This is a genomic window from Amaricoccus macauensis (genome assembly GCF_049800915.1).
GTDB classification, from domain to species: Bacteria; Pseudomonadota; Alphaproteobacteria; order Rhodobacterales; family Rhodobacteraceae; genus Amaricoccus; species Amaricoccus macauensis_A.
Window position 1 is genome coordinate 486,519 of record NZ_JBNAFY010000003.1, and the last position, 19,830, is coordinate 506,348.

14 protein-coding genes are annotated in these 19,830 nt (G+C 65.0%); 5 read left to right on the plus strand and 9 right to left on the minus strand.

The window, feature by feature from the left end:
* Positions 1 to 27 precede the first annotated feature (27 nt).
* Positions 28 to 1,242 carry an alpha/beta hydrolase family esterase gene (locus ACP15W_RS10085; RefSeq protein WP_424932748.1) on the plus strand — a complete coding sequence of 405 codons (1,215 nt, stop codon included), beginning with the start codon at positions 28 to 30 and terminating at the stop codon, positions 1,240 to 1,242.
* Positions 1,239 to 2,441: a C45 family autoproteolytic acyltransferase/hydolase gene (locus ACP15W_RS10090; protein ID WP_424932749.1), complete on the plus strand. Its 1,203-nt coding sequence runs from the start codon at positions 1,239 to 1,241 to the stop codon at positions 2,439 to 2,441. Before ACP15W_RS10085 ends, ACP15W_RS10090 begins: the two co-directional genes overlap by 4 nt.
* Before the next feature lie 134 nt (positions 2,442 to 2,575).
* On the opposite strand, the gene ACP15W_RS10095 is transcribed toward ACP15W_RS10090, so the two are convergent.
* The gene (locus ACP15W_RS10095) at positions 2,576 to 4,108 is read right to left on the minus strand and encodes an FAD-dependent oxidoreductase (RefSeq protein WP_424932750.1); all 1,533 of its coding nucleotides are present in this window, start codon (positions 4,106 to 4,108) and stop codon (positions 2,576 to 2,578) included.
* 256 nt (positions 4,109 to 4,364) lie between these two features.
* Here ACP15W_RS10095 and ACP15W_RS10100 point away from each other — a divergent pair, with 256 nt between their 5' ends.
* A complete protein-coding gene (locus ACP15W_RS10100; RefSeq protein WP_424932751.1) occupies positions 4,365 to 6,470 on the plus strand; it encodes a catalase in 2,106 nt (701 codons plus the stop codon).
* A gap of 41 nt (positions 6,471 to 6,511) precedes the next feature.
* Positions 6,512 to 9,019, plus strand: coding sequence for a pyrroloquinoline quinone-dependent dehydrogenase (locus tag ACP15W_RS10105; RefSeq protein ID WP_424932752.1), 2,508 nt, complete (start codon positions 6,512 to 6,514; stop codon positions 9,017 to 9,019).
* Positions 9,020 to 9,134: 115 nt separating this feature from the next.
* Here ACP15W_RS10105 and ACP15W_RS10110 read toward each other — a convergent pair whose 3' ends face one another.
* From ACP15W_RS10110 to ACP15W_RS10140, 7 genes are all read right to left on the minus strand, one after another.
* A complete protein-coding gene (locus ACP15W_RS10110) occupies positions 9,135 to 9,992 on the minus strand; it encodes an SDR family oxidoreductase (RefSeq protein ID WP_424932753.1) in 858 nt (285 codons plus the stop codon).
* A gap of 11 nt (positions 9,993 to 10,003) precedes the next feature.
* Complete coding sequence (locus ACP15W_RS10115; protein WP_424932754.1) at positions 10,004 to 10,798, minus strand: SDR family NAD(P)-dependent oxidoreductase; 795 nt, start codon at positions 10,796 to 10,798, stop codon at positions 10,004 to 10,006.
* Between the two features lie 118 nt (positions 10,799 to 10,916).
* Positions 10,917 to 11,999: a c-type cytochrome gene (locus tag ACP15W_RS10120; RefSeq protein ID WP_424932755.1), complete on the minus strand. Its 1,083-nt coding sequence runs from the start codon at positions 11,997 to 11,999 to the stop codon at positions 10,917 to 10,919.
* Positions 11,996 to 12,562 carry a cytochrome c oxidase assembly protein gene (locus ACP15W_RS10125; protein ID WP_424932756.1) on the minus strand — a complete coding sequence of 189 codons (567 nt, stop codon included), beginning with the start codon at positions 12,560 to 12,562 and terminating at the stop codon, positions 11,996 to 11,998. Before ACP15W_RS10125 ends, ACP15W_RS10120 begins: the two co-directional genes overlap by 4 nt.
* The gene (locus tag ACP15W_RS10130) at positions 12,559 to 12,969 is read right to left on the minus strand and encodes a hypothetical protein (RefSeq protein ID WP_424932757.1); all 411 of its coding nucleotides are present in this window, start codon (positions 12,967 to 12,969) and stop codon (positions 12,559 to 12,561) included. The genes ACP15W_RS10125 and ACP15W_RS10130 overlap by 4 nt, the downstream gene beginning before the upstream one ends.
* A complete protein-coding gene (gene ctaD / locus ACP15W_RS10135) occupies positions 12,966 to 15,548 on the minus strand; it encodes a cytochrome c oxidase subunit I (protein WP_424932758.1) in 2,583 nt (860 codons plus the stop codon). Before ctaD ends, ACP15W_RS10130 begins: the two co-directional genes overlap by 4 nt.
* Positions 15,545 to 16,597, minus strand: a complete 1,053-nt coding sequence (locus tag ACP15W_RS10140; protein ID WP_424932759.1) for a cytochrome c oxidase subunit II — start codon at positions 16,595 to 16,597, stop codon at positions 15,545 to 15,547. Before ACP15W_RS10140 ends, ctaD begins: the two co-directional genes overlap by 4 nt.
* Before the next feature lie 196 nt (positions 16,598 to 16,793).
* On the opposite strand from ACP15W_RS10140, the gene ACP15W_RS10145 reads away from it, so the two are divergent.
* A complete protein-coding gene (locus ACP15W_RS10145) occupies positions 16,794 to 19,103 on the plus strand; it encodes an FdhF/YdeP family oxidoreductase (protein WP_424932760.1) in 2,310 nt (769 codons plus the stop codon).
* A gap of 18 nt (positions 19,104 to 19,121) precedes the next feature.
* On the opposite strand, the gene ACP15W_RS10150 is transcribed toward ACP15W_RS10145, so the two are convergent.
* On the minus strand, positions 19,122 to 19,817 hold the full coding sequence (locus ACP15W_RS10150; RefSeq protein WP_424932761.1) for an HWE histidine kinase domain-containing protein: 696 nt from the start codon (positions 19,815 to 19,817) through the stop codon (positions 19,122 to 19,124).
* Positions 19,818 to 19,830 lie beyond the last annotated feature (13 nt).

Below are 19,830 nucleotides of genomic sequence, written 5' to 3' on the forward strand. Positions count from 1 at the left end.
GCACCCACCAACAGAGGTAAGACAGCTATGCAGACAAGTTTCGCGACGGCCATGGGCCGGGCGCTCGAATCGACGCGTGCCGGCGATCCGATGGCCGCCACCCGGATCATCCAGATGGCTCTGGCGGGCGAGGAAATCGACCTCACGGACGCCACCACACGCCCCGGACCGCCCCGCTTCAAGGCTCCCTGGGGCTTCGTTGAGGATGCAGAGATTCTCGACGACACACCCGGCAGGACGGAGCGCAAATCGCGGCACAAGTCCGCGCACCGCCGGTCGCTCAAGGATACCCTCTCCGCACTTCGCCATGGCAAGGAAAGCATCCTGCCCGGCATGCAGATGCCTGGAATGCGCAAGCCGGGCCTGGGCACTCCACCGGCCATACCGGAAGGTGCGCGCTACGAAAGCCGCCATTTTTCCTGTGCCCACGGGGCGCGGGACTACCGGCTCTATGTCCCCGCCTCGCTTGAAGGGGCGCCGACCGGGCTTGTCGTCATGCTGCATGGCTGCACGCAGGACGCAGACGATTTCGCTTCCGGCACGGGCATGAACGCGCAAGCGGAACGGCACGGCTTCATCGTCGCCTACCCGCATCAGACGCAGGCCCACAACCCGATGAGTTGCTGGAACTGGTTTCGCCCGTTGGATCAGGGTCCGGAGCGGGGAGAGCCCGCGCTGCTCGCGGCGCTCGCCCGCAAGCTCGGCTCGGAATTCGGCATCGCCACGGGCCGAACATTCTGCGCCGGCCTCTCGGCAGGAGGTGCGATGGCCGCCATTCTCGGGGAAACACACCCGGAAACCTTCGCCGCCGTGGGCATCCATTCCGGCCTGCCCCATGGCGCGGCCCATGACGTGGTTTCGGCCTTCGCCGCCATGCGGGGTGATACGATCAATGCAACGCGGAGCCGTATGAAGACCCGCACGATCATCTTCCACGGCACCGCCGATGCAACCGTCCATCTGTCCAACGCCGAAGCCATCTTCGCGACAGCGGGCGGCGATGGCGGCCGCGTCCTGCCTGCGCGCGAAACCTCCCCCGGCGGCCGCAGCTACACCCGGACGCGCATCACCGGGGAGGCCGGAGACCCCCGCGCCGAGCTCTGGCGCATCGAGGGTGCAGGCCACGCCTGGTCGGGTGGAAACGCCGCAGGCTCCTACACCGACCCAATGGGCCCCGATGCCTCGCAGGCCATGGCCCGTTTCTTCCTCGACACCACATCCGAAACCGGAGACACGAAATGAAAAACTCACTGACGTTCGACGCCATCGCCGAAATAACGCCGGGTCCGAAATGGAAGGCGCGCTGGGATTGGTCCTGGCCGGCCTACGAAGCCTGGTTCACGTCGCGTGGAGGCGACAACGGCCCGTCCCGCGCGGAATGCGAATACGCGCTGGCAGAGCATATGCCGGAACTCGTCCCGACCTACCGACGCCTTGTGGCGCTGGCGGGCGGCGGCGACCGGGCCGCGCGCTTCCTCTCCACATGGTGTCCGCCCGCCTACCTGGGGGGCTGTTCGCTCGCTGCGCGCTCGAGATCGGGCCGCGTTCGCCTCGTGCGCAACTACGACCTCTCGCCGAACCTCAACGAGGGTTTCCTCCTGCGCAGCGAATGGTGCGGACGCCCCGTGATGGGCATGATCGAGTTCCTCTGGGGCCTCTCGGACGGCGTCAACGGGGCCGGTCTCTCCATCGCGCTGGCCTATGGCGGCAGCAAACGGGTGGAGCGCGGCTTCGGCATCACCACCATTCTGCGATATGTGCTGGAAACTTGCGATGATCTGCCCGCAGCTCTGGAGGCGCTTCGCCGTATTCCCTCGCACATGGCCTACAACCTCGTTCTGGCCGACCGGCATGGTGCAACCGCGTCTGTCGAGATGATCCCCGGTGGCGGCATCCGTTGCATGGACCTGCCGATCGCGACCAACCACCAGCACGGGGAGGACAAGCCCGATCGCCCGGCCTTCACCCGCACGATGGAGCGTCGTGCACATCTCGAAGACCTCATGGGCAATGCCACGGCCCCCGAGGATCTGCGCTGGCACTTCCTGAGAACTCCCCTCCTGCGGAAGGACTACGCGAACGGGTTCGGAACGCTCTTCACCGCGGACTATGATCCGGTGCATGGGGCGCTTACCCTTGCCTGGCCCGGAAAAAGCTGGACCCAGAGCCTGGACCACTTCGTCGAAGGCACGCGCGAGATCACGTATTCCGGGATCACACCCGATCAGCCGCAGGCCACATCGGGCGGATGGGATTGGGCCCGCATGCTCCTGCCCGGAAACCCGGCGCTCGAGGCATGGCTCGATGGTGCCGAGGAAGGCGCACCCGACTGGGCCGCCTTCGGTCAGATCATGGCCTCGGCATGGCAGAGCACGGACTGGTCGGATCAAGGGCAGTGGTCGAACCATGGCCAGCCCGCGAATAATCGGGATGCAGCCTGAGACATGGCGCGCCCGGCCCTCGTGCGGCCGATAGAACGGTTCAGACACAAGCGTCTGAACCTGCCTTTTAGTCCAGTAGGGTCGACCGACCAGAGCCCGCCCCAGATGGCAAGTCCGACTAAGCTGGCTCTGATCTAATGCGCCGCAGCCTTCTCGCCTTCGCCGTCCCATTTCGCCTCGGTCTCGAGCGCATCGACGTCGCGCTTGCAGGTCAGCAGCGCCTCCATCTCGTCGCCCGCCATGAAGCGGACCTCGAAACCATCCTTGTCCACCGTCTCGGTCGGCACGGCTTGCGCTTCCGATCCCGCATGGCCGAGATAGCGCATCTGCGTGCCGTAGTGACCGGTCCAGAAGAATGGCGTGTCGTAGAACTCGTCATCCGTGTCCGAGAGCAGCAGGGCGGCAAGGTGCTGTCCCTGCCGTTCCGCGTGAACCCAATGCTCGACCCGGATGCGCTTGCCCAGGCGCGGATCGGGATAGGCCGCAATGTCGCCGATGGCTCGGATCGCGGGATCTGATGTACGAAGCTGGCCATCGACCCGGACACCGCCCAGATCATCGTCGATCTCGAGCCCCGCCGCTTCCGCAAGCTGCGTGCGCGGCGCCACCCCGGTGCCGACAACGAGCAGATCAGCCTCGAGCGTGCTGTCGTCTTCCAGCACCACCCGGCTCCCGTCATAGCTCTTGATGCTCTGCCCAAGCTTGAAGGTGACGCCCTTGTCCTCGTGCAATCCTTGCACGAACTTGCCCGCTTCCGCTCCCAGCACCTTCTCGAGCGGCACCTCGTCCTGCGCCACCACCGTGACCTCGAGCTCACGCGCAACAAGCGAGGCCGCCGCTTCCAGCCCGATGAAACTTGACCCCAGAATAACCGCACGCTTTGCGCTTTCCGCCTTCGCGATCAGGTGCCGCGTGTCCTCCAGGCTGCGCAGGGTAAAGGCGTTGGGATGGTCGAGCCCGTCGATGGGCAATTGTTTTGGCGCTGCACCCGTGGCAAGCACCAGCGTTCCGTAGCCGATCCGATCTCCGCTTTCTGTCACGACCGTGCGCGCGGCCCGGTCGATCGAGGCCACCCGCGTGCCGGTGCGCAGATCGATGCCCGGCCCGCGACCCAGCCCCGGCTCGGGCAGGCGCGCATCGCCCGCGTCCATCTTCCCCGCCAGAACCTGCTTCGAGACCAGCGTCCGGTCGTAGGGCGGTTCATCTTCGGCCATTAGCAGGATCACGTCCCGCCCGCTCCCGGCCCGTGCCAGCCCGTCCGCCAAGGCGTGACCTCCGGCGCCACCGCCGACGATCACCACCGGCCCTTCCTTGAGTTGACGCGCCCGTGTCGGAGCAGGATCGCGCTTGCCCGTGACCCGCACGATGCCGTCGCTGACTTCAGTGACATAGCAGCCGAGCGGCTCGAATCCCGGTGCCGCGGTCGCCTCGCCCGTCTCGACGGAGAACCGCGCGTGATGCCAGGGGCAACGGATCTCGCCCTCGGCGACGATCCCGTTCTTGAGCGGCGCGCCGGCATGGGTGCAGTTGCCTGACAGCGCCATGACATGCGCGCCCTGCTTCACCAGAATCACGGATTTTTCCTCGAAGGTGCCGCCAAAGGGCCGCCCCTCGGTCAGGTCCGCGAGTGGCACACCCTTGGCAAGGTCGGGGCTCTGATCGGTCATGGCTGGATCCTCCGTTCTGGCTTTGAACCTGTATCGCGTCTCCCTCACAGCTGGCTCGGTGATCCGCCAAATCCAGTTATCTCACGGCGGCGTGAGGCTCTTCGGCGGCGAGCTGTCTGCGAGGCCCGAGAGCCACCCCGCCGGATTTCGACGGGAACCCAACCCGGCGCGACGAGTTGGTTTGTTGACGGAGCAGGCCGGGACTGACGGAGACACGCCCAGCCGCTCCCGCAATTGCGACAAGACTGGAGCCAGTATGACCGACCAGCCAATCTATCAGCCGACTGCAGATGTGCAGAAATCTGACGAAGTGACCGAGCATCCCGCCACCCGCGGCCAGGGCGGCGAACTCCACCAGGAGCCCGCCGGCGATGCGCCCCGCCTGACCACCGCGCAGGGCATCCCGGTCGCCGACGACCAGAACAGCCTCAAGCAGGGCGACCGTGGCCCGACGCTGCTCGAGGATTTCCATTTCCGCGAGAAGATTTTCCACTTCGACCATGAGCGCATCCCCGAGCGGGTGGTCCACGCCCGCGGGTATGGTGCCCACGGCTATCTCGAAGTGACCGACGCCATTCCGGAACTCACCTCCGCCAGCCTCTTCCAGAAGGCCGGCACCAAGGTTCCCGCCTTCGTCCGTTTCTCGACCGTCGCCGGGAACAAGGGCTCCTTCGACCTCGCCCGCGACGTGCGCGGCTTCGCGGTGAAGCTCTACACCGAGGACGGCAACTGGGACATCGTCGGCAACAACATCCCCGTCTTCTTCATCCAGGACGCGATCAAGTTCCCCGACCTGATCCACTCGGTGAAACCCGAACCGGACCGGGGCTGGCCCCAGGCGCAGTCGGCCCATGACACGTTCTGGGACTTCATCTCGCTGATGCCGGAATCCATGCACATGGTCATGTGGACCATGTCAGATCGCGCCATCCCGCGCTCGTTCCGCTTCATGGAAGGCTTCGGCGTCCACACTTTCCGCTTCGTCAACGCCGAGGGGAAGGGCACCTACGTCAAGTTCCACTGGAAACCCAAGCAGGGGCTTCAATCCGTGGTCTGGGACGAGGCCGTAAAGATAAACGGCGCGGACCCGGACTTCCACCGCAAGGATCTCTGGCACGCGATCGAGGCGGGCGACTACCCGGAATGGGAACTGGGCGTGCAGGTCTTCGACCACGAGTTCGCCGACCAGTTCGAATTCGACGTGCTCGACTCCACCAAGCTCATCCCCGAAGAGCAGGTGCCGGTGCGGGTGATCGGCCGCCTGGTGCTCGACCGTGTGGTGGACAATTTCTTCGCCGAGACCGAACAGGTGGCCTTCTGCACCCAGAACATCGTGCCGGGCATCGATTTCACCAACGATCCGCTGCTCCAAGGCCGCAACTTCTCCTATCTCGACACCCAAACCAAGCGCCTGGGCGGGCCGAACTTCACCCAGATCCCGATCAACGCGCCGAAATGTCCGTTCCACCACTTCCAGCAGGACGGCCACATGGCGATGCAGAACCCGAAGGGTCGCGCCGCCTACGAACCGAATTCCTGGGCGAAGGGTGGACCGCGCCCCCGGCCGAAGCAGGGCTTCGAATCCGTGGCCGAACACAATGAGGGCCCGAAACGGCGCATCCGCGCGGAAACCTTCGCGGACCATTACAGCCAGGCGCGGCAGTTCTACCTCAGCCAGACCAAGGTCGAAAAGGACCACATCGCCGACGCGATCACCTTCGAGCTTTCCAAGGTGGAGGTGCCGGAGATCCGCGCCCGCGTGTTGTCGCATCTGCCCAACATCGACAAGGATCTCGCGCAAAAGGTCGCGGAAGGCCTCGGCATGGAGATGCCCGAAGCGGCGGAGCCCTACCGCACGCCCATCGACCTGCCGGTTTCGGACAAGCTCTCGATCCTGAAGAACGGGCCTGACAGCATCGCGGGCCGCAAGATCGGTATCCTCGCCACCGACGGCGCCGACGCGGAGCTAGTCAACGCGGTGAAATCCGGCGCCGAAAGCGCGGGCGCCATGGTCGAGATCGTGGCACCCCAGGTCGGTGGCGTGAAGCTTTCGGATGGCAGCCACATGCCGGGCAACGAGAAGATCGATGGCGGCCCCTCGGTGCTCTACGACGCCGTTGCCGTGATCGTTTCCGAGGAGGGCGCGGGCAAGTTGGCCTCCATGCTGCCCGGCAAGCAGTTCGTCGCCGATGCCTTCGGACACTGCAAGTTCATCGCCTACAGCGATGCGGCCGAAACCCTCCTGAACGCTGGCGGCGTGACCGACCGCGACGAAGGGATGATCGCGCTGAAATCCGCGTCCGATGCCGAGACCTTCCTCGAGGCCTGCGTCGCGATGCGGTTCTGGCAGCGTGCGGGCTGATCTCGCATTTCGCAATTCCTTGAACCTCAGGAGTGGATTGAATGAGTGACATTCATGCCCAAGACAATCCCCACCGCAGACTCAAGATCCAGCCGGGGCCGCGTATCGCGGCCCTGGTCATTGCAGCCCTGCTCGGCCTTCTCGGGGCCGGGCTCGCCTATACCGGAACCCAGATAGCGCTTCTTGGCGGCACCTGGTTCTTCGTGATTACGGGTCTCCTGCTTCTCGCGGGGGCCCTTTTGCAATTCATGGGGCGATACGCCGCAGGCGGCGTGGTCTTCGCCGCTGCTGCTCTCTTCACGATAGGCTGGTCGTTCTTCGAAATCGCCGGAAAGGGCTTTCTTCCCGCCTGGGGGATCGATCTCGCCGGCCGTGCGGGCCTTATCACGGGCTTCGTTGCGCTCAACATTTTCTTTCTGCTAATCGGGCTGGCACCGCAGGTGCGACCCCGCTGGGCGCGCCCCCTTGCGGCAGGCGGTCTCGTGGCGGGGCTCGCGGTCGTTGCCGGTCTCGTCGCATTCCACTGGGAACGCCCCGCTGACCCCTCGGGCGGAACCGAAACCGCATCCGCGGACAATTCGATCGCACCCGGCCATAACGCAGCCGACGAATGGACGGCCTACGGCGGCTCCCCCCTCGGCGCCGGATACTCTCCCGCCGACGAAATCACCCCCCAGAATGTATCCGACCTGGACGAAGTCTGGCGCTTCCGCACCCGTGACCTGCCCCCGAACGAAAGTGTGGCCTTCGCGGCCCAGAACACGCCGCTCTATGTCAAGGACCGCATCTTTGCCTGCTCCCCATCCAATGAGGTCTTCGCAATCGATCCTGCCGACGGCACCTTGATCTGGGGCTTCTCGCCCGAGGTTCCGGACAAGGCAATGGAGCCTCTCTTCTCCGTCGCCTGCCGCGCCGTGGGCTATCATCCGGGCCAGGCAACCGCAGCCCCTACCGACACGGATGCGCTGGCAGTGGGTGCCCAGGGGGACGATTGCGGCGCGCGGATCTACGTCACCACCACGGACGGGCGGCTGATCTCGCTTTCCGCCGAAACCGGTTCTCCATGCGAGAGCTTCGGCGAGGGTGGCACGGTCGATCTGACCGAGAACATGGGGCTTCAGACCTCGGGCTTCGCCTCATCCTCCTCCGGTCCGGCCGTCATCGGCGACACGCTCATCATCGGCCAGCAGGTCAGCGACAACCAGCAGCGCGACGCCCCCTCCGGCGTGGTGCGCGCATACGATGCCTTCACCGGCGAACTGCAATGGGCCTGGGATTCCGAACGCCAAGGCATGGCCACGGATCCGCTGCCCGAGGGCGAGATCTACCCGCGCGGCACACCGAACGTCTGGAATGTCATCTCCGGCGATCCGGACGCGGGCCTCGTCTATTTCGGCACCGGCAATTCCGCGAACGACCATTATGGCGGCGACCGCTCGGAGCATGAAGACCGCTTCACCGCCGCCATCGTTGCAGTCGATCTCGAAAGCGGCGAAACGGTCTGGGACTTCGCGACCATGTCCCACGACCTCTGGGACTACGACCTCGGCGCCCAACCCGCGCTGCTCGATCTTGAAATCGAGGGCGAAACGCGGCGCGTTCTGCTCCAGGCCACCAAGCAGGGCTCCCTCTACCTGTTCGACGCGGCGACAGGCGAACCCATGCGGCCCATCGAGGATCGGCCCGCCCCGCAGGGAGACGGCCCGTTGCCCGGCGACCGGCTTTCGCCGACGCAGCCGCAATCGGTCTACTATCCCAATCTCTCCGGCCTGCCGGGAGACAACCCCGAAGAGCTCGACGCCCGCCATGCCTGGGGGGTCGGCCTCATCGATACGGCCATGTGTCGCCGCGATTTCCTGAAGATGGACTACGAGGGCACCTTTACGCCGCCCTCGGACAACCCCGACGGAACGCTGCTCTTTCCCGGCACCATCGGCGGCATGAACTGGGGCGGCGTCGGCATCGACCTAGAGCGACAGATCGTCGTTACCAACAATTCGCGGCTGCCGAACCGGCTTACCATGTATCCGCGCGAGGAAGTGGAGGACCTGCCGATCGGCGAGGGAGGATCCCACTCCGAGCAGGACATCGTGCCGCACTGGAAGTCTCCCTGGGGGATCACCCGGCCGATCTGGCTTTCCGCACTTGGAATGCCCTGCATTGCCCCACCCTGGGGGATTCTCGCCGCCACCGACCTCGTCAGCGGCAATCTGGTCTGGAGCCAACCCATCGGCACGGGCTTCGATTCCGGCCCCATGGGAATGTCCACCTACTTGAAGCTTCCCATGGGCACGGCCACCATCGGCGGCCCGCTCGTCACCGGCACCGGCCTCACCTTCATCGCCTCCGCACAGGACAACTTCCTCCGCGCCTTCGAGACGGAGACAGGCCGCCTGCTCTGGGAAGGTCGGCTACCCGCGGGCGGACAGGCTTCGCCCATGACCTACGAGCACGAGGGCCGGCAGTATGTGGTGATCTCGGCGGCGGGTCATGAACGGCTACAGACCGACGTGGGCGACTACGTGGTCGCCTACGCCCTGCCAGAATAATCCACGTCAACGGGTCCTGCCGCAAACAAGATCCGGCAGGCGCCCCGACAAAAGAATAACCCCCGCCGGAATATCCCGGCGGGGGCCTTTTCCTGTCTCGCCAAGGAAGCGGGTCTCATGCCCCGACGACGTACCCCGCATTCGGATGCAGCGTCTGCCCGGTGAAGCATTCCCCATCGGAGGAGGCGAGGAACAGGTAGGAGGTCGCAACCTCCCAAGGCTGCGCCGGCCGCCCGATCGTCGTGTGCGAGCCGAACCCCTCGACCGATTCCGCCGGGATCGATCCCGGAATGAACGGCGTCCAGACCGGCCCCGGCGCCACGGCGTTCACCCGGATGCCCCGATCCGCGAGATTGAGCGCAAGGGAGCGCGCCAGCGCAAGCGAAGCCCCGCGCGAGGTGGAATAGGCAATCAGGCTGTCGTTGCCCTTGAAGGCGTTCACCGAGGTCGTGTTGATGATCGACGCACCTTCCTTCAGATGCGGAAGGGCTGCCTGGGTGCAGAAGAAATAGGACATCACGTTCGAGTCCATCACGCGCCGCAACCGCTCCTCGGAGAGGTTCGCAATATCCTCGTCGACCCACTGCTGGGCTGCGTTGTTGATAAGGATGTCGAGCTGGCCGAAATGCTCCACCGCCTGCTTCACGGCCGCCTCGGCATGGTCCTTGGCTCCGAGATCACCCCGGATCAGCAGGGCCTCGGACCCCTCTTCCTCCTCGACGATCCGCTTGGTTTCCTGCGCGTCCTCGTCCTCTTCGAGATAGGCGATCGCGACCTTCGCCCCTTCCCGCGCGAAGAGCACCGAAACCGCCCGGCCAATGCCGCTGTCACCGCCGGTGATGAAGGCGACCTTGCCCGCGAGCTTGCCGACACCCGGATGGCGCGGCGCGTAGTCGGGCTTCGGATCCATCTTGTATTCGTCCGCCGGCATGCTGTCCTGCGACTGTGCCGGGATCTTCGGATGATCGTTCATGTTGTGCCTCCTCAGGTGTTGAATGCGGCAACAGCGCCGCCGTCAGCCCGCCAGGCCGAACCGTTGGTGAAACTCGCCCGCGCCGAGCAGAGCATCGCGACCAGGGCCGCAACCTCCTCGGGCTTTCCGCGCCGCTTCAGGCTCAGATAGGGCCGTTCGTTGTCGAGAAAGTCCTGAATGGCCTCTTCCCGCGACGAACCATTCTCGTCCGCAAGCTTGTCCATCATGCCATCCGTCATCGGGCTCTCGATGAAGGCCGGCATGACCGAATTCACCAGCACGCCCTTTGGACCGTAGGGAAAGGAGAGCGCCTTGGTGAAATTGAGCAGCGCAGCCTTGGAGGCGTTGTAGACCGCCTCGTCCGGATAGGGCTGCACCGCGTTCTCGGAGGTGACGAAAACCACCCGGCCCCAGCCCTTCTCGGCCATACCAGGCACGAAACCGCGCGCCATCCGCACGGCCGACATGAAGTTCGTTTCCCAAGCCGTCCGCCAGTCGTCGTCGGTCATCTCCAGCGGATCGCCCTTGGCGCCGGTGATGCCCGCCATGTGCACGAGAATATCCGCGACCCCATGTTTCGACACCGCAATCTTGAGATCCTCGATGCTCTCCTCCGAGGTCAGATCGGCCTCCATGAAGCCCGCGACATTCGAAAGCCTGGCCGCGGTTTCCTCCAGTGCCGACGCGCTCGTATCCGTCAGGAAGAGCTGCACGCCTTCCCGGTCGAGATCCTGCGCGGCAGCAGATCCGAGACCGCCGCCGGCACCCGAAATCACTGCAAGTTTGCCGTCTATACCGAGGTCCATTCGCACTCCCATCGTTTGCTATCGTCAGGAAGCAAACGCGGGTCTGCGCGGGCCGGTTCCACGGCAGAACGGCCGCAACAGCCCCATTGCGGGGCCTCGGGCGAACACGTCTGCGTGTCTAGTCGCCAGCAGGTGGCTCGGGCTGCGTGATCGGATCGAGCGCCGCATAGTAGGCGGCCAGCGCGCGGATCTGATCGTCATCGAGTTCCTTGACGCTCAGCGCCATCAGTTCCGCATGGCGATTTCCGACGCGTGCGTGATCCCGCCAGAGCCGGAGCTGGCTCTCGAAATAGGCTTTGTGCTGGCCGGCAATTTCCGGAAAAGCCGGGTTGCGCGGTTCGGGCCATGGTCCGTGGCACGCTTTGCAGGAGGGGACATCCCCGCCATCCGATCCCGAGGCCAGTGCCTCTCCGTCCGCAGATCCCTCACCCGCGGGCGCGCCAACGGGCGTCTGCGATGCATAATGCGCGGCCAGGCCTGCCAGCATTCCTTCATCCACCGCCCGCGCCGCGTGATGCATGATCCCGCTTTCCCGCGTGCCTTTACGGTAGGTTTCCAGCGCCGAAAGGAGATATGCCTCGTTCTGGATATCGAGCCGCGGCATGTGCGGATTGCCCCCGGCGCGCCCATCCACACCATGACAGGTCGCGCAGTAGCCCAGCCCCGGCACCGGCGGAATGCTTTCCCCCGCGGCCGCATTCCGCATCGCCTCGTAGTCATCGTTGCCCATGTCCGGCACCGCATCCAGAAACGCCACGACCGCCCAGACATCGTCATCGCGCGTCTCGGTCGGCCAGTGCGGCATCCCGCTCATCTTCACGCCATTGTCCACGATCCAGTGGAGCTGGTTCGGCTCCCAACTCGCCGCGGCATCGGAGACATGCGGCGGCGCGGGATTCATCGACAGCGCGGTGGCACTCTGCGCCTCCCCCGGCGAGGCATGGCAGAACCGGCAGGCACTATCGAAATGCCCTGCCCCGATGGCCGCGAGGCCCGGATCGCCGAGGTTCGCGGGAACCTCCGCCTCCGACGGCGCGCGCAGCCGCACATTCTGCTCGAAGGTGGTATGCAACGCCCAGTGCACGGGTGGCAGATGTCCGATCCGCGCCGAGACATTGAAGAGCCCGAACCCGACGGTTGCGGCCCCCGCAAGTGCGGCAAGCCCCGCCCAAATCGCCGTGGTGCGCAGAAAACATCTCATTTCGCCGGCTCCCCCTTTGCCAGCAGGTGCCCGACCCGTGTGAGCCCCGCGACGAGATAGATCGGCGTGCCCAGGGCCAGCATGATCATGCCGCCCAGTTGCTGATCCCGCAGCGGATCGCCCCCGTAGCAGATCGCACTGTAGAGCGGTCGCCCGCCAAGGATCAGCAGCGCACCCAGAAGTGTCATATGCATCGAGGTCAGCAGCAGCCCGCCCGCCCCGGCAAGCTCTGCACCGGGGCGCAGCACGGAAATCCAGATCAGCCCACCCGCGAACAGGAACGAGGCTTGTTCAGCTACATACCAGCCGAGTGAGAGCCGTGCGGCCTCATGAAATGCGGGAAGGTGCCAGCCCCAAACCACGGCGAACTCCACGAGCGTTGCCGCAAGGGGCGAAACCGGCAGATCCGCAAGTCGCGGCACCCCCAGAACGATCAGGGGTGCGGCCACCGCGACGATCACCATGTGCCGCGCCATGTGCACCGAGAAACTCGCGTGGTTCCCAGCTCCCCAGGCGATCCCGAGCAGGACAAGCCCGGCTCCAAGGCACAATGCGCGTATCATTGGCAGCTCCCCGTGAGCCAGACCGGCAGCGCCACGTAGGCCACGCCCACGAAGGACACGATCGAGAGCAGGAACGCCGCGTGCCCGAGAAACTCGTGCCGATCCTCTTCGCGCGAAAGATGATGGGTATGGTCGAAATCGTCGAGGAAATCCCACTGTTTCCAGGACCGCCAGGCCACGAAGGCGATACCGCCCAGCGCCACGGCCGTCAGGACACCAACGCCCATCTGAAGCCAGGCAACCGCCATTTCACCGGCCCCGAACTTGATGCAAAGGACCGAAGTGGCGGCATAGCTGAGCACGAAATGCACTGCCCAGATCAGGGGCGCGATGGTGATCGTCCAGAGCGAGCTCGCCTCCTCTGCAATCTCCTTTTCCTCTTCCTTGTGTCTGAGATCCTCGTTCATGGCATCAGCCTCGGCAGCAGCCCGATCACCGTCGCCGAAACCAGCCCGGTAATCAGGAGGAAATGCCAGTAAAGCGCGGTGTTCCACAGATCCGCATCATAGCTTGGCGTAAGCTTGCCCCGCCAGCTTCCCGCCAGGCAATAAAGCGGCATCACCACACCGGGGATCGTGTGCACCACCGTCCAGACCACGAAACCGCAAATCATTGCCGGATAGACATGGGCCACAGGATCGAGCCCCGGCACCCAGACCGCCGCGACAAGCGCCAGTGCCCCCAGAAGCGCCAGCAGCGGTGCGACCATCAGCGCGATCCGAGCACGGGAAACCTCACCCTCCCGGTTCCAGCCGCGTGCGAGCAGGGTCAGCCCCCAAGCCACCAGATAACAGAGCGCGGCCGCAGCAACGAATGTCCCGTCCGCATGTGCCGCTCCGGGCAGCGGGAAATCATCGCCCGCCGTCCAGTAGAAGAAGAAGCCGAAGACAAGGCTCGCAAAGGCGGTCATGTCGCCCAGCATGGTGATGAAGACTCCCCACCATCCCGGCGCCGTCGGCCCGGAGGCATAGACCGGAAGGCGCAGGCCCAGCCCCACATCCTTCATGTCCGCCTCCGGCACCTGCGCGGTCGAGGTCCAGAGCCACCAGATGATCGCGCCCAGCGCGCCCAGCGCGCAGACGAGCGCCGGCCAATAGTGGTGGAACACCGGCAGGATGAAGAACCCGCCCGTGAAGGCGGCCGCGATCAGCGTGATCCAGGTGGGCCCGGTCACACGCTGGCAGAGCACGGGCTTGGCGTCGAGCACGGTGGTGATCAGCGTCTCGCGCTTTCCCTCTGCCGCATCGCCCAGATAGTAGCCGCCCTTGTCCATCCGCGCGACGATGCCCTTCTGGTCCCAGAGCGGATAGCGCGAGGTGACATAGGGGATCGAGCGCACGCCCCAGCCCGGATCTTCCGGCACGTCATGAGCCCATTCGAGCGTCCCCGCGCCCCACGGGTTGCGTGGTGTGTCCGCGTCCTTGCCCTTGGGCCGGATCACATCCCACAGGAACACCGCGAACCCGGCGGCCATGATGAAGGCGCCGACGGTCGAGATCAGGTTCAGCCAGTCCCAGCCAAAATCGCCGGGATAGGTGAAGACACGCCGCGGCATGCCCTTGAGCCCTGTGAGATGCATCGGCAGGAAACAGATGTTGAAACCCGCGAAGACGAGCCAGAACGCAAGCTTGCCCAGCCGTTCGCTCATGACCTTCTTCCGGATGAACGGATAGAAGTAATAGATCCCCGCCATCACCGGAAAGACCATGCCGCCGAAGAGCGTGTAGTGCAGATGCGCCACGATGAAGTAGGTGTCATGCACCTGCCAGTCGAAGGGCACCAGCGCCACCATGACGCCCGTGAGCCCTCCAGCGGTGAAGATCGCGAGCGCGCCCGCAATGTAGAGCATGGGCACACTCATCCGGATCCGCCCCACCATCAGCGTCGCCAGCATCGCGAAGAGCTGCACGCCGGTAGGGATCACCACCGCTTCCGACGCCGCCGAGAAGAACCCGAGCGAGATCGCGGGCAACCCGGTGGTGAACATGTGATGGACCCAGAGCCCGAAGCTCAGGAAACCGGTGCCTACCGCCGAAAGCACGATCCAGGAATAGCCGACGATGGGCCGCTGCGCGACCGTGGGCACGATCATTGCCGCAATCGCGATCGACGGCAGGAAGATGATGTAGACCTCCGGATGGCCGAAGATCCAGAACAGGTGCTGCCAGAGCATCGGGTCGCCGCCGCGCTCGGGATCGAAGAACGGCCAGTCGAAACTGCGCTCCATCTCGAATAGGAAATCGCCCGCGATGAGCGGCGGAAAGGCGAAGAGGATCATCGCGCCGACCACGAGCACATACCACGAATAGAGCGGCATCAGGTTGATGCGCATCCCCGGCGGGCGGCATTTCAGCACCCCAACGATCAACTCGACCGCGGCCGCGATCGAACTCACCTCGATGAAGGAGAGCCCCAGGAGCCAGATATCCGCGCCCATCCCTTCGGACTTGGTGGCGAGCGGCGGATACATGAACCAGCCGGAGGACGGCCCCGCGCCGAACAGCACCGAGCCGAAGACGAAACACCCGCCGATCAGGAAACACCAGAACCCGTAGGCCGAAAGCCGCGGGAACGGCATGTCGCGCGCGCCCAGAAAGGCTGGCAGGAGCAGGATGGCGATGGCCTCGAACATCGGCACGGCGAAGAGAAACATCATCGCAGAGCCGTGCATGGTGAAGAGCTGGTTGTAGCGCTCCGCCCCGATGAAATCGTTCTCGGGGACCGCAAGTTGCACCCGCATCAGCACCGCCAACAGCCCCGCGCAGAGCATGAAGATGAAGCAGAGCATGGAATACCACTGCCCCACCTCGGAATTGTTCACCGCACTCCAGTAGCGAAAGCCCTTTGGCTGCGCCCAGATCGCCTTGAGCCTGTCGCCGCTTGCCTTTGTCCACGCGGGATCGACCGGAGCGGTCAACATCTCTTCGGTCGGCGGATAGGTGCCCTCCGGTTCGAGCACGCGGGGGGATTTCCGACCGTCGCTCATTTCAGCCCCGCGAGATAGGTTGCAAGCGCCCGGAGGTCGTCTTCAGGGAGGTAATCATAGTCCGGCATCATCACTCCGGGCTTGGTGTCACTCGTATGCGCGATCCAGTCGGCCAGCGCGTCCTCACTCATGGGCAGGATGCCTGCGGCAAGGCTTTCCCGACCGCCCACATGGGTGAGATCCGGCCCCACATCGGCGTTTGCCGGCGTGCCCCGGATCGTGTGGCAGCCACCGCAACCCTCCGCGAGAAATACCGCCTCGCCCCGCGTGGCCGTCTCCCCACCGGGGGGGCGCGCGTCGCCCGCCTCGGTCGCAAGCCAGGCCTCGAACGCGTCCGGCTCCATCACCACCGCCTCGAACGCCATCAGTGCGTGCGACGTGCCGCAGAACTCCGCGCACTGGCCGCGAAAGACGCCTGTTTCGGACGGCTCCACGGCCAAGCGCGTCTCCCGACCGGGGAACATGTCGAGCTTGCCCGCAAGCGCCGGAACCCAGAAGGAATGGATCACATTGCGCGCCGACAGCGTGATTTCCGTGGGCATGCCCACCGGCAGCCGGATCTCGTTGGCCGAGATCACTGGCTCGGTCGCGCCTTCGGGCCAGTATTCGACCCGCCACCACCACTGCTCGCCCTGCACATGGACCCGCAACCCGTCCGCCGGGGCGCGATGCTCAGGGATCCGGGGGAGCGTGAGCGAAAGGAGCACCGCAAGCAGCGTCACCGGAAAGACGATCCCGCCTCCGATGATCAGCGCCTCGGCGAGCCTGCGCGACAAGGGCTTCGGATTGAGCCGGGTGACATAGACGAACAGACCGTTCACCAGCACCCAAAGGAGGATCGCACCTCCCAACAACCACCAGAAGAGGCTGGCCACGAATTCGGCCTCCAGCCCGGCGGGCGACAACACGGATTGCCGGCCCTCGCAACCTGCGAGCAGTGCAAAGAGGGCCACGGCCCCGACAGGCCGGGCGCGGACCGGCGCCAGCCTCACAACATTCGTCAGCAGCGGTGTCCGCCTTGCGATGCCCCCCGGACCCTCAGGGTGCATGGACCGCTGCCGGGCAACTCATCGAATTCGTCATTCGTGGTGCAATCCCGCCGTTCAATCACTTCCCTCTAATGGTTTAACGGCGTGACCGGGCGGAGGTTCCGGACGAAGGCGCAATTTCCCACTCCAGCAATCGGGAACCAATTGCCCGACCCGCCATTTTCTTGAAGCCCCATCGCCCTAGCTTCAAGGTATCATGGAAAAGAGCAAAGCCACCCCGCGCCATTCGCCCACGCAGCAAGACCCGGATCTGCCCTTCGACCGCCAGCCTTCCGGCGGCTGGGGCTCGTTCAAGGGAATCAAGCAGGTTCTCGGCAATGTCCAGGTTTCGCCGCATGCCCTGAAGATCCTTGGCAAGCTGAACAAGCCAAAGGGCGTGATGTGTTCTTCCTGCGCCTGGGCCAAGCCCGCCGATCCGAAGGTGGCGGAGTTCTGCGAGAACGGAGCCAAGGCGACGCTGTGGGAAATGGACGAGCGGCGCGCCGATTCCGCCTTCTTCGAGCAGCACACGCTGACCAAACTCCGCGAGATGCACGATCATGCGCTCGAAAAGGCAGGGCGCCTGACAGAGCCGATGCGCTACGATCCCGAGACGGACAAGTATCGCACGGCGACCTGGGAGGAAGCATTTGCCGAGATTGGGCGTGAACTCAACGCAATCGATCCTGAGCAGTCGGTCTTCTACGCCTCCGGTCATGCGGGGCTCGAAGCCTCCTATCTCTACGCCCTCTTCGCCCGCGCCCTGGGTCACCAGAACCTGCCGCAATCCTCCAACATGTGCCACGAAACCACGTCGGTGAACCTTCAGAAGTTCATCGGCACACCGGTCGGCACCTGCACGCTCGAGGATTTCGAGCATTGCGATGCGATCTTCTTCTTCGGCCAGAATACCGGGACGAACAGCCCCCGCTTCCTGCACAACCTCAAGGAAGCGGTGAAGCGGGGTTGCCGGATCGTCACATTCAACCCCATCCGCGAGCGCGGCCTCATCGAATTCACCGACCCGCAAAGCGTCGCGCAGATGACGCTCGCGCCACCGACGAAGATCTCCGAGAAATACTACCAGGTGCGGCCTGGCGGCGACATCGCGGTGATCGCCGGCATGATGAAGTTCCTGCTGGCCGCGGAAGAACGCTATCCCGGCACGATCCTCGACCGGAGCTTCATCGAGACGGAAACCACGGGCTTCGACGAAACCGTCCGGGCTCTGGACAACGTCACCTGGCCGGAGATCGAGCGCCTGTCCGGCCTCACGCGCGCAATGATCGAGGAAGCCGCCGAGATCTACATGGATGCCGAGCGCGCCATCGGGATCTATGGCATGGGCCTCACCCAGCACGTGAACGGTTGGCTCAATCTCGGGATGCTCTGCAATCTGCTGCTGATGCGCGGCAATATCGGAAAACGCGGCACGGGCATATCGCCGGTGCGTGGGCACTCGAACGTCCAGGGCCAGCGCACGGTGGGCATCGGCGAGAAATCCTCGCACATGCCGACCGACAAGCTGCGCGCACTTTATGATATCGACCCGCCGGAACAGGAGGGCCTCAACGCCGTCCATGCTTGCGAAGCGATCCTCGATGGGCGCGTGAAGGCCATGATCTGCTTGGGCGGCAACCTGCTCCGCGCCCTGCCCGACCGGGAACGCATGGAACAGGCCTGGCCGCGCCTCCGCCTCACCGTCCATATCGCCACGAAACCGAACCGCACCCATCTGGTGCCGGGCGAGATCAGCTACATCCTGCCCTGCCTGGGCCGCGTGGACGAGGATGTGCAGGAAACCGGCCCGCAAACCGTCACGGTCGAGGATTCGCTCTCCCACATCTACGGCTCCATCGGCACGGCATCGCCTCCGGGTCCGCATGTCCGGTCCGAGCTTGCCATCGTCGCAGGAATGGCCAAGGCCACCCTGCCGCCGAACCCGAAGCTGAAATGGGATGCCTGGACCGCGGATTACGGTCTCGTGCGCGACCTGATCGAGCAGACCTTCCCGGACGAGTTCGCGCGGTTCAACGAGCGGATGCACCAGCCGGGCGGCTTCTATCGCGGCAATTCCGCCGCCGAACGCCGCTGGGAAACCGAAAGCGGCCGGGCCGAGTTCACCCCGCCCACCACCTTCACCGCACTGGGCTCACCCCCCGGCCATGACGAGACGGTCATGACGCTCACCACGCTCCGCTCGAACGACCAGTTCAACACCACGATCTATGGCTTTTCCGACCGCCTGCGCGGGCTTCAGGGCAGCCGGCACATCCTCCTCATTAGCCCGGACGAAATGAAACGTCTGGAGCTCAGGGAAGGCCAGAGCGTCACGCTCACCAGCACCGTGGATGACGGGGTGGAGCGCCGCATCGAGGGGCTGAAGATCACTGCCTACGACCTGCCGCCGGGTTGCGTCGCGGGCTACTATCCCGAGCTCAACCCGCTCGTTCCGCTGTCCTACCACGAGACATACTCGCAGACGCCCGGCTACAAGGGCGCCCCGGTGAGGATCACCGCCGGCTGACGTCGGTGCGGGCGACGGCTACCCGTCGCCCTCCGCCCGCATGATCCGACCGAACCGCTTCTCCATCGGGAAGCTGATCCGGCACCGGAACCCCTCTGGCATGTAGGAAAGCGTCGTGACCGCATTGAGCTCATAGGCGAGCGTACGGGTCAGAACCTCGGTCCCGAACCCCCGAAACCCCGGCTCTTCCGACTTGATCCGGCCGCCCTCTTCCCAGTCGATCGTGAGCACGGGTTCCTCCGCAGACGCATCGTCCACGCTCCAGCGCACGGAGAGCGCGCCGGCGCCCGAGGCAAACGGCCCGTGCTCGATCGCATTCACCGCAAGCTCGTGAATGGCCAGCGCCAGGACCTGTCCCGCCCGCGGCTCGAGCAGTACGAGCGGCCCCTCCAGCGACAGCTGATCCCCGTCGAGGATGTTGTAGTAGAGAAGCTCCTCGCTCAGGAGGCCCTGCAGATCCACACCGCCGCGCGCATCCGCCGCATGCTGCGCCCGCGCGATCGCTTCCAGCCGATCCTCGAGATGGGCGACGTAATCGGGCAAATCGCGCTTCGTCTCGGCCGATTTCTGAATGATCACCCGCAGCATGGCCAGGGTGCTGTTCAGCCTGTGCCTCAACTCCCCCGGCGCATCGGACTTGTCCAGAAGGCGGCGCAACCGGGCGTTGTCCGCTTCGAGTTCGGCAAGTCGGGACGCATGGTCATTCGTCGTCATTCCTGTCTCTCCC

Coding starts and splice junctions, on each gene's coding strand:
- ACP15W_RS10085 (WP_424932748.1), top strand. CDS start 28: ATGCAGACAAGTTTCGCGACGGCCATGGGCCGGGCGCTCGAATCGACG.
- ACP15W_RS10090 (WP_424932749.1), top strand. CDS start 1,239: ATGAAAAACTCACTGACGTTCGACGCCATCGCCGAAATAACGCCGGGT.
- ACP15W_RS10095 (WP_424932750.1), bottom strand. CDS start 4,108: ATGACCGATCAGAGCCCCGACCTTGCCAAGGGTGTGCCACTCGCGGAC.
- ACP15W_RS10100 (WP_424932751.1), top strand. CDS start 4,365: ATGACCGACCAGCCAATCTATCAGCCGACTGCAGATGTGCAGAAATCT.
- ACP15W_RS10105 (WP_424932752.1), top strand. CDS start 6,512: ATGAGTGACATTCATGCCCAAGACAATCCCCACCGCAGACTCAAGATC.
- ACP15W_RS10110 (WP_424932753.1), bottom strand. CDS start 9,992: ATGAACGATCATCCGAAGATCCCGGCACAGTCGCAGGACAGCATGCCG.
- ACP15W_RS10115 (WP_424932754.1), bottom strand. CDS start 10,798: ATGGACCTCGGTATAGACGGCAAACTTGCAGTGATTTCGGGTGCCGGC.
- ACP15W_RS10120 (WP_424932755.1), bottom strand. CDS start 11,999: ATGAGATGTTTTCTGCGCACCACGGCGATTTGGGCGGGGCTTGCCGCA.
- ACP15W_RS10125 (WP_424932756.1), bottom strand. CDS start 12,562: ATGATACGCGCATTGTGCCTTGGAGCCGGGCTTGTCCTGCTCGGGATC.
- ACP15W_RS10130 (WP_424932757.1), bottom strand. CDS start 12,969: ATGAACGAGGATCTCAGACACAAGGAAGAGGAAAAGGAGATTGCAGAG.
- ctaD (WP_424932758.1), bottom strand. CDS start 15,548: ATGAGCGACGGTCGGAAATCCCCCCGCGTGCTCGAACCGGAGGGCACC.
- ACP15W_RS10140 (WP_424932759.1), bottom strand. CDS start 16,597: ATGCACCCTGAGGGTCCGGGGGGCATCGCAAGGCGGACACCGCTGCTG.
- ACP15W_RS10145 (WP_424932760.1), top strand. CDS start 16,794: ATGGAAAAGAGCAAAGCCACCCCGCGCCATTCGCCCACGCAGCAAGAC.
- ACP15W_RS10150 (WP_424932761.1), bottom strand. CDS start 19,817: ATGACGACGAATGACCATGCGTCCCGACTTGCCGAACTCGAAGCGGAC.